General features: G+C 65.6%; 13 protein-coding genes. 9 read left to right on the top strand and 4 right to left on the bottom strand.

Going from position 1 to position 11,916, the window contains the following annotated elements; all coding sequences use genetic code 11:
• Nucleotides 1-52 precede the first annotated feature (52 nt).
• Genes ACQY8M_RS37950 through ACQY8M_RS37940 form a run of 3 tightly spaced genes read left to right on the top strand, consistent with a single transcriptional unit; the run spans nucleotide 53 to nucleotide 1,961 of the window.
• On the top strand, nucleotides 53-796 hold the full coding sequence (locus tag ACQY8M_RS37950; protein ID WP_428667675.1) for a ComF family protein: 744 nt from the start codon (nucleotides 53-55) through the stop codon (nucleotides 794-796).
• 22 nt (nucleotides 797-818) lie between these two features.
• On the top strand, nucleotides 819-1,079 hold the full coding sequence (gene grxC, locus ACQY8M_RS37945) for a glutaredoxin 3 (protein ID WP_428667673.1): 261 nt from the start codon (nucleotides 819-821) through the stop codon (nucleotides 1,077-1,079).
• Between the two features lie 12 nt (nucleotides 1,080-1,091).
• Complete coding sequence (locus tag ACQY8M_RS37940; protein ID WP_428667671.1) at nucleotides 1,092-1,961, top strand: carbon-nitrogen hydrolase family protein; 870 nt, start codon at nucleotides 1,092-1,094, stop codon at nucleotides 1,959-1,961.
• Nucleotides 1,962-1,964: 3 nt separating this feature from the next.
• On the opposite strand, the gene ACQY8M_RS37935 is transcribed toward ACQY8M_RS37940, so the two are convergent.
• Nucleotides 1,965-2,480, bottom strand: coding sequence for a class I SAM-dependent methyltransferase (locus tag ACQY8M_RS37935; RefSeq protein ID WP_428667669.1), 516 nt, complete (start codon nucleotides 2,478-2,480; stop codon nucleotides 1,965-1,967).
• Nucleotides 2,481-2,544: 64 nt separating this feature from the next.
• Here ACQY8M_RS37935 and ACQY8M_RS37930 point away from each other — a divergent pair, with 64 nt between their 5' ends.
• Nucleotides 2,545-3,027, top strand: coding sequence for a DUF1178 family protein (locus ACQY8M_RS37930; protein ID WP_428667667.1), 483 nt, complete (start codon nucleotides 2,545-2,547; stop codon nucleotides 3,025-3,027).
• 41 nt (nucleotides 3,028-3,068) lie between these two features.
• Here ACQY8M_RS37930 and ubiG read toward each other — a convergent pair whose 3' ends face one another.
• Entirely contained in the window at nucleotides 3,069-3,833 is a 765-nt protein-coding gene (ubiG, locus tag ACQY8M_RS37925; protein ID WP_428667665.1) for a bifunctional 2-polyprenyl-6-hydroxyphenol methylase/3-demethylubiquinol 3-O-methyltransferase UbiG, read from the bottom strand.
• 58 nt (nucleotides 3,834-3,891) lie between these two features.
• Between ubiG and ACQY8M_RS37920 the strand changes: the two genes are divergently transcribed.
• The 5 genes from ACQY8M_RS37920 to hisS all read left to right on the top strand — a co-directional run bounded on the left by ACQY8M_RS37920 (nucleotide 3,892) and on the right by hisS (nucleotide 11,216).
• Nucleotides 3,892-5,139, top strand: a complete 1,248-nt coding sequence (locus ACQY8M_RS37920) for an aspartate kinase (protein ID WP_428667663.1) — start codon at nucleotides 3,892-3,894, stop codon at nucleotides 5,137-5,139.
• Between the two features lie 356 nt (nucleotides 5,140-5,495).
• On the top strand, nucleotides 5,496-7,727 hold the full coding sequence (ptsP, locus tag ACQY8M_RS37915; RefSeq protein ID WP_428667661.1) for a phosphoenolpyruvate--protein phosphotransferase: 2,232 nt from the start codon (nucleotides 5,496-5,498) through the stop codon (nucleotides 7,725-7,727).
• 145 nt (nucleotides 7,728-7,872) lie between these two features.
• Nucleotides 7,873-8,736: a helix-turn-helix domain-containing protein gene (locus ACQY8M_RS37910; protein WP_428667660.1), complete on the top strand. Its 864-nt coding sequence runs from the start codon at nucleotides 7,873-7,875 to the stop codon at nucleotides 8,734-8,736.
• A 73-nt stretch (nucleotides 8,737-8,809) separates the two neighbouring features.
• Nucleotides 8,810-9,928: a flavodoxin-dependent (E)-4-hydroxy-3-methylbut-2-enyl-diphosphate synthase gene (gene ispG / locus ACQY8M_RS37905; protein ID WP_428667658.1), complete on the top strand. Its 1,119-nt coding sequence runs from the start codon at nucleotides 8,810-8,812 to the stop codon at nucleotides 9,926-9,928.
• A 55-nt stretch (nucleotides 9,929-9,983) separates the two neighbouring features.
• The gene (gene hisS / locus ACQY8M_RS37900) at nucleotides 9,984-11,216 is read left to right on the top strand and encodes a histidine--tRNA ligase (RefSeq protein WP_428675598.1); all 1,233 of its coding nucleotides are present in this window, start codon (nucleotides 9,984-9,986) and stop codon (nucleotides 11,214-11,216) included.
• Between the two features lie 109 nt (nucleotides 11,217-11,325).
• Here hisS and ACQY8M_RS37895 read toward each other — a convergent pair whose 3' ends face one another.
• Together ACQY8M_RS37895 and ACQY8M_RS37890 are read right to left on the bottom strand one after the other, a co-directional pair.
• On the bottom strand, nucleotides 11,326-11,583 hold the full coding sequence (locus tag ACQY8M_RS37895; RefSeq protein ID WP_428675597.1) for a HEPN domain-containing protein: 258 nt from the start codon (nucleotides 11,581-11,583) through the stop codon (nucleotides 11,326-11,328).
• Between the two features lie 20 nt (nucleotides 11,584-11,603).
• Complete coding sequence (locus ACQY8M_RS37890) at nucleotides 11,604-11,915, bottom strand: nucleotidyltransferase domain-containing protein (RefSeq protein WP_428667656.1); 312 nt, start codon at nucleotides 11,913-11,915, stop codon at nucleotides 11,604-11,606.
• Nucleotide 11,916 lies beyond the last annotated feature (1 nt).

Genomic DNA, 11,916 nt, shown 5'->3' with positions numbered 1-11,916 from the left:
CGCGGGTAGGGGTTGCCCTTTTGCCAACGTATTTGCCCGGCTCAATCGGCGGATGATGCTGGGGCAATGGTGCGCGACGGCGGGGCGACGGCTGCTCGATTCTGTCCTGCCGCCGCTTTGTCTCGGCTGTAACGAAATCGTCGCCGAGCCCGGTGCGCTCTGCGCCACCTGCTGGCCGGGCTTCAGCTTCATCGCCGCACCCCATTGCGCGTGCTGCGGCGTGCCCTTCGCCGAGGATCTCGGGCCGGGTGCGCTGTGCGGCGCCTGCCTCAAGCGGCCGCCGCGCTTTCGCCGGGCGCGGTCGGCGCTGGTCTACGACGACAAGAGCAGGAGCCTCGTGCTGCCGTTCAAGCACGGCGACCGCACCGACATGGCACGCGCCTGCGGGCGCTGGATGGCGAGCGCCGGCAGCGAACTGCTCGCCGAAGCAGAGCTGATTGCGCCGGTGCCGCTGCATTGGCGGCGGTTGTTCACCCGCCGTTACAACCAGGCCCTGCTGCTGGCGCGATCGGTGTCACGGGCTAGTTCCGCGCGGCTGGCTCCCGACCTGCTGCGCCGCGCGCGCTGGACCGGCTCGCAGGCCGGTCTCAAGGCGCAGGAGCGGCGGACCAACGTGCGGCGGGCCTTCGAGCTGCATCCGCGCTGGGCCGCGGCGGTCAAGGACAAGACTGTCCTGCTGGTCGACGACGTGCTGACCACGGGCGCGACGGTCGAGGCCTGCACCCAGGCCCTGCAGCGCGGCGGGGCCCGGCACGTTGATGTCCTGACGCTGGCGCGGGTCGTGCGGGCGGCGTAATAATTCGTGCAAGGAGTTCCCGATGGCCAAGATCGAAATCTACACGACGATGTGGTGCGGCTACTGCGCCCGCGCCAAGAGCCTGCTCGAGAAGAAGGGCGCAGCCTATCAGGAGATGGACGTGATGGAAGACGCCGCCAAGCGCGCCGAGATGCGCGAGCGCTCCAGGCGCACGACCGTGCCGCAGATCTTCATCAACGGTCAGCATATTGGCGGGTCCGACGAGCTTGCAGCGCTCGAGCAGGCCGGCAAGCTCGACGCTTTGCTCGCCCAGCCAGGCTAAAGGAGGGCTTCGATGACGACCGCGTTCAAGGCTGGCCTGATCCAGACCAACGTCAGCAACGAGATGGCCGAGAACGTGGCCTTCGTACGGGAGCAGGTGCGCCTCGCGCGCGATGCGGGCGCAGACTTCGTCATGACACCCGAGAACACCGGCTTGATCGGCGCCAACCGCACCGAGACCCTGCAGAAGGCACAAACCGAGGACGAGCACGCGATGCTCGCGGCCTGCCGCGCTTCGGCGCGCGAGACCGGCGCGTGGTTCCTGGTCGGCTCTATCCATGTCCGCGTGCCGGGGGAGGAGCAGATCCGCAACCGTTCCTACCTGATCGATTCGGACGGCGGCATCGTCGCCAGCTACGACAAGATCCACATGTTCGATGTCCAGCTTGCCGGCGGTGAGAGCTACCGCGAGTCCTCGACCTTCAGGCCGGGCGAGCGCTCGGTGCTGGCCGAGACGCCATGGGGCGTGCTCGGGATGACGATCTGCTATGACCTGCGCTTCCCCTATCTCTATCGCGATCTCGCCCATGCCGGCGCGACACTCCTGTCGATCCCGTCGTCCTTCACCGTGCCGACGGGCCAGGCGCACTGGCACACGCTGATGCGGTCGCGCGCGATCGAGACGGGCTGCTTCGTCTTCGCGCCAGCCCAGGTCGGAACGCACAAGGGCTCAAACCGCAAGACCTACGGCCATTCGATCGCCGTCGCGCCATGGGGGGAGGTGCTGGCCGATGCAGGTGGTGAGAAGGCCGGCTTCGTGATCGCCGACGTTGATCTCGCCAGGATTGCCGAGGCGCGCAAGATGGTGCCGTCATTGCAGCACGACCGGAAATACTCGGCTCCCGCACTGGTCAAGCCGGCGGTCGCCGAGGCGGCGGAATAGCCTTCACGGCAGGCGGCGTGCCGCAATCCGCTGCACCATTGCCATCGGGTCGCTGATCAGGCGCGCCTCGTAGGCCGTCACCGAGAAGGCGCCGCGTACCAGCTCGAGCAGCTCGCCGTCGTTCAGGAGGAACTCCGGCCGACTCGGCTTTCCGAAGCGTTCGTTGCCCACCATGAAGGTCTGGTAAAGCAGCACGCCGCCCGGCGCGATCGCCTCGATCAGCGCGGGCATCAGCGGGCGGTGCAGGTAGTTGGTCACGACGACCGCGCCAAACCGCCGTTCCGGCAGGGGCCATGGGCTTCCGTCCTCGAGATCGGCGGCAAGAGGCTCGATGTTCGAATGGGCCGGCAGCCGGCTGATATCGCGATCGATCGCCACGACCTTGTGGCCGCGCCCGGCTAGGAACAGCGCGTGGCGCCCGCGGCCGGCGGCGAGGTCGAGCACCGTAGCGTGGGATGATACCAGACCTGCCCATTGCACGATCCAGGGAAGTGGCGTCCCTCTTGCATCGTCAGCCATCACACCCCATCATCCTTGGCACTCCCCGTTTGGGAGTGCCAACACCGGAATTCGTTGTCATTTCATGATCCTATACCGACTGCGCTGCTCCAAGGGCCATGAGTTCGAAAGCTGGTTCAAGGACAGCAAGACCTACGAACGCCAGGAAAAGAAGTCGCTGGTCGGCTGTGCCGTATGCGGCGACAGCAAGGTCGCGCGCGCGATCATGGCCCCGCGGATCGGCAAGAAGGGTAACGCAGTCGAGGTCGAGGCGCCGCCCGCGGCGCCCGCCCCCACAGCCGAACATCAGCAGGCCCAGCAGCAGATGGCGGCGCTTGCCCGCCATATGCCCAAGGAGCTGCGCGAAGCGCTCATGAAGGTCCGCGCCGAAGTCGAGAAGAACTGTGAGCACGTCGGCGACAAGTTCGCCGAGGAAGCCCGCAAGATTCACTACGGGGAGAGCGACAAGCGCGGCATCTACGGCGAGACCTCCGATGAGGAGGCCGAGGCGCTGGCCGAGGAAGGCATCGAGTTCGGCCGCCTGCCCTGGATTCCCCGCGGGAACTAGAAAGACCCCCTACATCGGCATTGGCTGCCCGCAGCTATGCTTCAGCCGATGCGCTTGCTGCCATACAGCATATAGTTGACATCGAGATCGCGTCTGTTGAGTGACCAGGCACGGCTGAGCGGACTGTAGACCACGCCCACGATCTCCTGCGCCTCGACGCCTCCGTTGCGCAGGCCGCGCACCGCTTCCGACGGTTTCAGGAATTTGCGCCAATCGTGCGTGCCGCGGGGCAGCCAATGCAGCACGTATTCGGCGCCGGCGATCGCCAGCACCCAGGCCTTGGCCGTGCGGTTCAAGGTCGAGAGGAAGACCAGTCCGCCCGGCTTGGCGAGCCGGCCGACGGACCTCAGGAACAAATCGACATCGGCCACGTGCTCGACGATCTCTAACGCCAGCACGACGTCGAACTGCGCGCCGCTCGCTGCCATCGTTTCGGCGGTGGTCTCGCGATAGTCGATCGCGAGATCCTGGCCGCCAGCGTGCAGGCGGGCGGTTGCGACGTTGCGCTCCGCGGCATCGATGCCGGTGACCTGCCCGCCGAGCCGGGCCATCGGTTCGCACAGCAATCCGCCGCCGCAGCCGATATCGAGCACCGACAGGCCGTGCAGCGGGCTGCCCGACAAGGCGTCGCGCTGCCAGTGGGACGCGATGCGGTCGCGGATGAAACCGATGCGGACCGGGTTCAGCTGGTGAAGCGGTGCGAACTTGCCGCGCGGATCCCACCATTCGTCGGCGATGCGCGCAAAGCGCTCGACCTCGGCCGGATCGACCGTCGAAGCGTGCTGATTATGCGCTGACTCGGCCATTGCTGCCCTTGACCCATATGGTGCACCCGGTGTCTATACCCCGCTTTCGAGCAGGTCCATGGCGCGCATCGTTCTCAAATTCGGCGGCACTTCGGTAGGCGACACCGATCGCATCAAGAATGTTGCGCGCAAGGTCAAAGCGGAGGTCGCTCGCGGCAACGAGGTCGCTGTCGTGGTGTCCGCCATGTCCGGCGCGACCAATCAGCTCGTCAAATGGGTCAACGAGATCGCGCCGCTGCACGATGCGCGCGAGTACGACGTGGTGGTCGCGACCGGTGAGCAGGTGACGATCGGCCTGCTGGCGATGGCACTGCACCAGGAAGGCGTGAAGTCGCGCTCCTGGGCATCGTGGCAGATCCCGATCCGCACCGACTCTGCCTTTGCCAAGGCGCGCATCCAGGAGATCGACACGACCGAGATGGCCAGGACCATGGTGGCCGGCGAAGTGCCGATCGTGCCGGGCTTCCAGGGTGTCTCGCCCGACGGGCGCATCACGACGCTCGGCCGCGGCGGCTCGGATACGTCGGCCGTCGCGCTGGCTGCGGCGCTCAAGGCCGATCGCTGCGACATCTATACCGACGTCGACGGCGTCTACACGACCGACCCTAGGATCGTCGAGAAGGCGCGCAAGATCGACCAGGTGACCTACGAGGAGATGCTCGAGATGGCGTCGCAGGGCTCCAAGGTCCTGCAGACGCGTTCGGTCGAGCTGGCAATGAACCATCACGTGCGGGTGCAGGTGCTGTCGTCGTTCGACGAGGCGCTGGGCAGCGACCTGCCGGGCACGATGGTCGTGGATGAGGAAGAGATCATGGCCCAGGGGCTCGAGAAGTCAGTCGTGAGCGGGATCGCCTTCGCCAAGGACGAGGCCAAGATCACCGTTACCCGCGTGCCCGACCGCCCGGGCGTGGCGGCCGGCATATTCGGCCCGCTGGCCGAGGCCAACATCAATGTCGACATGATCGTGCAGAACGTCTCGCTGGACGGCAGCTCGACCGACATCACCTTCACCGTCCCGCGCGCCGACCTCGCCCGCGCTGTCGAGCGGCTGGAGAAGGCCAAGGGCGAGCTCAAGTTCGCCGAGGCCAAAGCCGACACCAACGTCGCCAAGATCTCGGTGATCGGCGTCGGCATGCGCAGCCACGCCGGCGTCGCACTCAAGATGTTCGAGACCCTGGCGGCCAAGGGCATAAACATCCAGGTGATCTCGACCTCGGAGATCAAGGTGAGCGTGCTGGTGGCCGCCGAATATACCGAGCTCGCGGTACGAGCCTTGCATACGGCTTACGAGCTGGATGCGGATTAGGCCCACCGTCGTCTTGAGCGAAGGGAAGGACCTCGCGTCTATTTCAAAGACCTTCGCTGTTCGTGGCGCGAGATCCATCGCTTCGCTCGGGCGGATTGAAGTCCTTGTGGCATCCTGGTGAAAAAGCATGAGCTTCCCTCATGCTGGCACCGAATAAGCGGGTAGGCAGTTCGGCGTACATCTTGCTATAAGCGGGCCATGCACGGCACCCGCAACCATCTGGCTGCCACCGGCGCCCGCCAATCGGCGGTATGGCGCGTCTGTGCCTGCATCATTGACCGCAGCTTCGTCGTTATCCGACTCAAGCATCTCGCGGTCTGACCATGGAGAGAGGGACTCCCCTGGCCGGACCGCGAATGCTCCTCAAGCGGCTCCGGGACACGATGGCGCGTGGCGCCACGCCCGAGGAAACCTTGGGCGAAGTCGTGCGTCTGGTCGCCAACGAGATGGTGGCCGAGGTCTGTTCGATCTACCTGCTGCGCGCTGGCGAAGTTCTCGAGTTGTTCGCTACCCAAGGGCTCAATCCCTCGGCCGTGCATCGCACGCGCCTGCGGGTCGGCGAGGGTCTGGTCGGCGATATCGCCGCCCATGCCCGTCCGCTGGCGCTCGACGATGCGCAGAGGCATCCGCAATACGCCTATCGCCCTGAAACTGGTGAGGAGATCTATCATTCGCTGGCCGGCGTGCCGATCGTGCGCGCAGGGCGGGTGCTTGGCGTGCTGGTTGTGCAGAACCGGACGCGGCGCCTCTACGACGAGGAAGAGATCGAGACGCTGCAGACCATCGCCATGGTGCTGGCGGAAATGGTCGCGGCGGGACACATCGTCAGTCCCAACGAAGTGCAGCAGGTCGATGGCCTGGGCCTGCTGCCGCTGCGCATCGACGGCGTGCAGCTCACGCCCGGCATCGCGATCGGCCACGCCGTGCTGCACGAGCCGCGCATCGTCATCCAGCGCGTGGTCGCCGAGGATGTCGGTCTCGAGCACAAGCGTTTCGAGGAAGCGCTGGGCGGCGTGCGCGACGATGTCGACCGCCTGCTCGAAGCCGACGACATGCAGTCGGGCGAGCACCGCGAGATCCTCGAGACCTTCCGCATGTTCGCAGACGACCGCGGCTGGATCGAGCGGGTGCGCGAGGCGATCGCTTCGGGTCTCACCGGTGAAGCGAGTGTGCAGCGCGCCTTCGACGACGTGCGCACGCGGCTCGGCCAATCGACCGATCCCTACATCCGCGAGCGACTGAGCGACCTGCAGGATCTCACCAATCGCCTGCTGCTGCGCCTGACCGGCCGCGTCGCCGTCGATCCCAGCGGCCTGCCGGAAGACATGATCGTCGTTGCCCGCGACATGGGGCCGGCCGAACTGCTCGACTACGACCGCGCGCGCCTGCGCGGCCTGGTGCTCGAGGAAGGCTCTGCGCTCAGCCACGTCGCGATCGTGGCGCGTGCCCTGGATATCCCGGTCGTCGGCCGCGCGGCCGACGTGCTGTCGCGCATCGAGCCTGGCGATCCGATCGTGGTCGATGGCGACCATGCCCAGGTGCTGGTGCGGCCGGCCGAGGACATCCTGCAGAACGTCCATGCCGCGATCGAGGCGCGCGTCGAACGGCTGCGCAAGTATGCCGCGCTGCGCGACCTGCCGTCGGCGACGCGCGATCAGGCGCGCGTTGGCTTGTTCATGAACGCCGGCTTGTTGATCGACATGCAGCATCTCGACGAGACGGGGGCGGACGGCGTCGGCCTCTATCGCACCGAGATCCCGTTCATGGTGCGTTCGGAATTTCCCGACGTCGATGCACAGGCTTGGCTCTACAGCCGTGTTCTTGATGTGGCCGACGGCCGGCCCGTGACGTTTCGCACGCTCGATGTCGGCGGCGACAAGGTGCTGCCTTATGTTGGTGCGTTCGGTGATGAAAACCCCGCAATGGGTTGGCGCGCCATTAGAATCGGGCTCGACCGTCCAGCGATGCTGCGTCGCCAGTTGCGCGCGCTTCTGCAGGCCGCAAACGGCCGACCGTTGTCGGTGATGTTTCCGATGATTGCCGAAGTCGCGGAATTGCTCAGCGCGCGGAAGCTGCTCGACCTCGAGCTCGACCGTGCAAAGCGCCGTGGATTGGCGCTTCCCGAGCGGTTGCGCGTCGGCGTGATGTTCGAGGTTCCCGCGCTTGCGTGGCAACTCGATAGTCTGCTGCCGCATGTGGATTTCATTTCGGTCGGTACGAACGATCTGCTGCAGTTTCTCTATGCCGCTGATCGCGGCAACAGCCGCTTGGCCGGCCGATACGACAACTTGTCTCCAGCTTTGCTGCGGCTCCTACATTTTGTGGTCGAGAAGGTGCGCCCCGCGGGAGTCGATCTGGCAGTGTGCGGCGAGATGGCGGGACGGCCGGTCGAAGCGCTTGCCTTGCTCGCAATCGGGGTGCGGACTCTTTCGATGTCGCCGGGCGCGATCGGACCGGTGAAAGCAATGGTTCGCTCGGTCGATTTGAACGAGGCCACAAATTTTCTCTCGTCGGTGCTGACGCGGCCAGATCGCCCACTGCGCGAGACTTTGCGGCTCTTCGCTGCCGATCACGCAGTCGAAATTTAGAGTCAAAACTCGAATCGCTTTTGCCCTGCCAAATGCCCTCTGGTAGAACGGCCACGAGGGGGCAATAGAGGGGCTCATGCCGGACCAAGTCGATTGGCGGAGCATGGAGCGTGAGGCATCTCCTGGCCATGCTGTTGGCCGGCTGTTGAGAGATCAGCGTGAAGCACGCGCGCTCTCGATCGAGGATGTTGCCAAGCGCCTACGCATTCGTCGTCCTTACCTCGAAGCGATTGAGCAGGGTCGATTCGACCAGCTGCCGGGTGCTGCCTACATCCCCGCTTTTCTGCGAGCGTATGCGGCTCATCTCGATCTCGATCCCGAGAAGGTGCTCACTGCCTATCAGGCTTCCGGCCCGGTCCCGATCGCGCGGCCGGTCGCCTTGCCTGCCGATTTTCCGATGCTCGAGAAGCGCGCGCCGATCGGACTTGCCGTGCTGACGGTGCTGCTCGTGGTCGGCGCCGGCTATGCCGTGTGGCACTACCTGCCGAGGCAGGAGAGCATAGTGGCGCAAAAGGTTCCGCCGGTGCCCGATCGTCTGCTCGCCTCGCGTCCGTCGCCGGAGCCCGCGCCCGCGCCCGCTGTCCAGCAGGCGATTGCGCCCGCGCCTGAGCGCAACCCGATGCCGACGACCGTATGGCCAGCGCCCAAGCAGGAAACCGCGGCGGCGCCGGTCCCTCCGCCGGCCGTCGCCGTGCCGGCCCCTCCGCCGCTGGTCGTGATGTCGGTGCCGTCGGTCGGACAGGCGCAGGCGGCGCAGCCTCCCGCGAATGAGCGTGCGGCTGGTCCCGATTCGCAGGAAGCCGTTGCGCGTGGCACTACCGAACAGAGCAATGTCGCCACCATCGCGACACTGCCGGTGAAATCCGACACGCAGATCACGGCGCGAACCAATAGCTGGATCGAGCTGCGCTCCCCGGGGGGCGACGTCCTGGCGCAGTCTTACGTCCGCGCGGGCGAAAGCTATACGGTGCCGGCGGGTATTTCCTATCGGCTCACAGAGGCGCACTGACGTCCTTCGTCGTCACCCTGCGTTAATCTTTCGGCGGTAGATAAGAAGCGAACCCGCGAGTACATTCAGGGCCATGAGCATTCGTCCCTATCGCGACATCGTGCGCCGCAAGTCACGGCAGGTCATGGTCGGGCCCGTGCCGGTGGGCGGCGACGCGCCGATCACCGTGCAGACGATGACCAACACGCTGACTGCCGACGCCGACGCGACGATCGAGCAGATCCGCCGCTGCGAGGAGGCGGGCGTCGACATCATCCGGGTTTCCTGCCCGGACGAGGATTCGACGAAGGCGTTGCACAAGATCGTCAAGGCGAGCCGCGTGCCGATCGTTGCCGACATCCACTTCCACTATAAGCGCGCCATCGAGGCGGCCGATGCGGGCGCGGCCTGTCTGCGCATCAATCCCGGCAATATCGGCAGCGCCGATCGGGTGCGCGAGGTCGTGAAGGCGGCCAGGGATCACGGCGTGTCGATGCGCATCGGCGTCAACGCCGGCTCGCTCGAAAAGGACCTGCTGGAAAAATACGGCGAGCCCTGTCCCGAGGCGATGGTCGAGTCGGCGCTCGATCATGCGCGCATCCTGCAGGACCACGACTTCCACGAATTCAAGATCAGCGTGAAGGCGTCTGACGTCTTCCTCGCTGTCGCGGCCTACCAGCAGCTTGCCGATGCCTGTGACTACCCGCTGCATGTCGGCGTTACCGAGGCAGGTGGTACGCGCACCGGCACGGTGAAGTCTTCGATCGGCATGGGCTCGCTGTTGTGGGCGGGGATCGGTGACACGATCCGCGTCTCGCTTTCGGCCGAGCCCGAGGAAGAGGTGCGCGTCGGCTTCGAGATGCTGAAGGCGCTCAACCTGCGCCATCGCGGTGTGAACATCATCTCCTGCCCGTCCTGCGCCCGTCAGCAATACGACGTGATCCGCACCGTCGAGGCCCTGGAGAAGAGGGTCGCGCACATCACCACGCCGATGACGGTATCGGTGATCGGCTGCGTCGTGAACGGCCCGGGCGAGGCGCGCGAGACCGACATCGGCTTCACCGGCGGCGGCAACAACACGCACCAGGTCTATATCGCCGGCGTACCGCATCATCGCCTGAAGGACGCCAGCGTCGTCGATCATCTGGTCGAGCTGATCGAGAAGAAGGCTGCCGAGATCGAGGCCGAGCGACATAAGCTCGCCGCGGAATAGCGGTTCCTGGCCTTCTCTGCCCGATCTCTCTTCAAGGCGATTTCTCGTGAGCAAGATGCAACCCGTGCGTGGTACGCACGACCTCCTCCCCGACGAGTACCGGCGCTTTGCGCACGTCATCGACACCGCGCGCGACGTGGCACGCCTCTACGGCTATCGCGAGATGGCGACGCCGATCTTCGAGTTCACCGAGCTGTTCGCCCGCGGCATCGGCGAGACGACCGACGTGGTTTCCAAGGAGATGTACACGTTCCAGGACCGCGGCGGCGAATCGCTGACGCTGCGGCCGGAATACACCGCCGGCATCTGCCGCGCCTTCGTGTCCAATGGTGAACTGATGCAGCAGCTGCCTCTCAAGCTGTTCGCCGCCGGACCGATGTTTCGTTACGAGCGGCCGCAGAAGGGCCGGCAGCGGCAGTTCCACCAGATCGACCTCGAGGTGCTGGGTGCGCCCGAGCCGGGCGCCGACATCGAGGTGATCTCCGTCGCGGCCGACATCCTCGACCGGCTGGCCATCCTCGATCGCTGCGTGCTCAAGATCAATTCGCTGGGCGACCCCGAAAGCCGTACCGCCTATCGCAAGGTGCTGGTCGGCTACTATTCGGGCCATGCCGACGAGCTCTCGCCCGACTCGCGCGACAGGCTGCAGCGCAACCCGTTGCGCATCCTCGACAGCAAGGACGACGGCGACAAGGCGATCAATGCCGGCGCGCCGTCCTTCGCCGATCACCTGAACCAGGCGAGCCGGGATTTCTTCAAGTCCGTCCAGGATGGCCTGGCCTCGGCCGGCGTGCCGTTCGAGGTCGATCCCGCGCTGGTGCGTGGCCTCGACTACTACACGCATACGGCCTTCGAGTTCGTCACCACGCACATCGGTGCGCAGGGCACCGTGCTGGGTGGCGGTCGCTACGACGGGCTGATCGCCGAGCTGGGCGGGCCGCCGACCGCGGGCATCGGCTGGGCGGGCGGCATCGAGCGGCTGATGATGCTGTGCAACGAGCCGGCGCCATTGCCGCGCCCCGTGGTGATCGCGCCTCTGGGGCCGGCCGCCGAGAGCAAGGCGCTCGCCATCGCCCGCGCGCTGCGTCGCGCCGGGATCACCGTCGAGCAGGACTATCGCGGCAACATGAAGCGCCGCATGCAGCGCGCCAACAAGGCCAACGCCCGCGCTGCCATCATCCTGGGCGACGACGAGCTGGCCAAGGGCGTGGTCCAGCTCAAGGACCTCGACAGCGGCGAGCAGCGCGAGGTGGCGCTCGATAGGCTGGTCGAGGCTCTACAGTCGTGATCAGCCGTTGATCCTCGCCCGAAGCGTACGGCAGTAGGCGATGAAGGCCCGTGCTTGGTCTCGGGCTTCCATTGCTTGGTTTCTGGTCAGCTGGATGACGACCGAGTAGTCAGCGGTCGAACGCCGATCGAAGGCTTCGTTCAGGGCGGTCCCGAATGAACGGTCTTAGAGATCGAGGTCTCGGACGATGAGACCAAATTGGCCGATCAATGACGCGTGAGTCTTTGGGCAAGCGGCCATGTCGCTGGAGAACGACAGCACAAGCGGCATGAAACATCGCATAGTACGCAGTCGAAACAACCGCGTCCGGGTCGTCTTCCGCAGCGCGCCGTTCGACGGATTTCAGCAGACGGCGGGCCTTCCGCATGTGTTGCTGCAGCTCGTCGATCATAGTGCGATGCCGTCTGCCCGGACATTTCTATAGAAGCTGTAGTCCAGTTTCTCGTGCCGGATTGGAAAAGGAAATGCCTGCACATGCTGGCCGGTTTCCATGAGCAGATCGAAGCTGATGCCAGACAGGGTGGATCGGTCCTTTGATGTCGGGCGCCCTTTGATGAACACTGCGAGATCCCAGTCCGAATCCTCGCGCGCATCACCGCGCGCGCGAGATCCATAAAGCACGATCTTCGCAATGCGTCGGGGCATCGCCTCCAAGGCCCGGCGCTTGAACTCCCGAACGATGGAGAGGTCGCTGGCCATG

Origin of the sequence: Reyranella sp., assembly GCF_965279465.1 — a bacterium.
Taxonomy (GTDB): Bacteria; Pseudomonadota; Alphaproteobacteria; order Reyranellales; family Reyranellaceae; genus Reyranella.
Note: the sequence above shows the minus strand (reverse complement) of the source record. Positions and strands in the feature narration are given on the sequence as shown.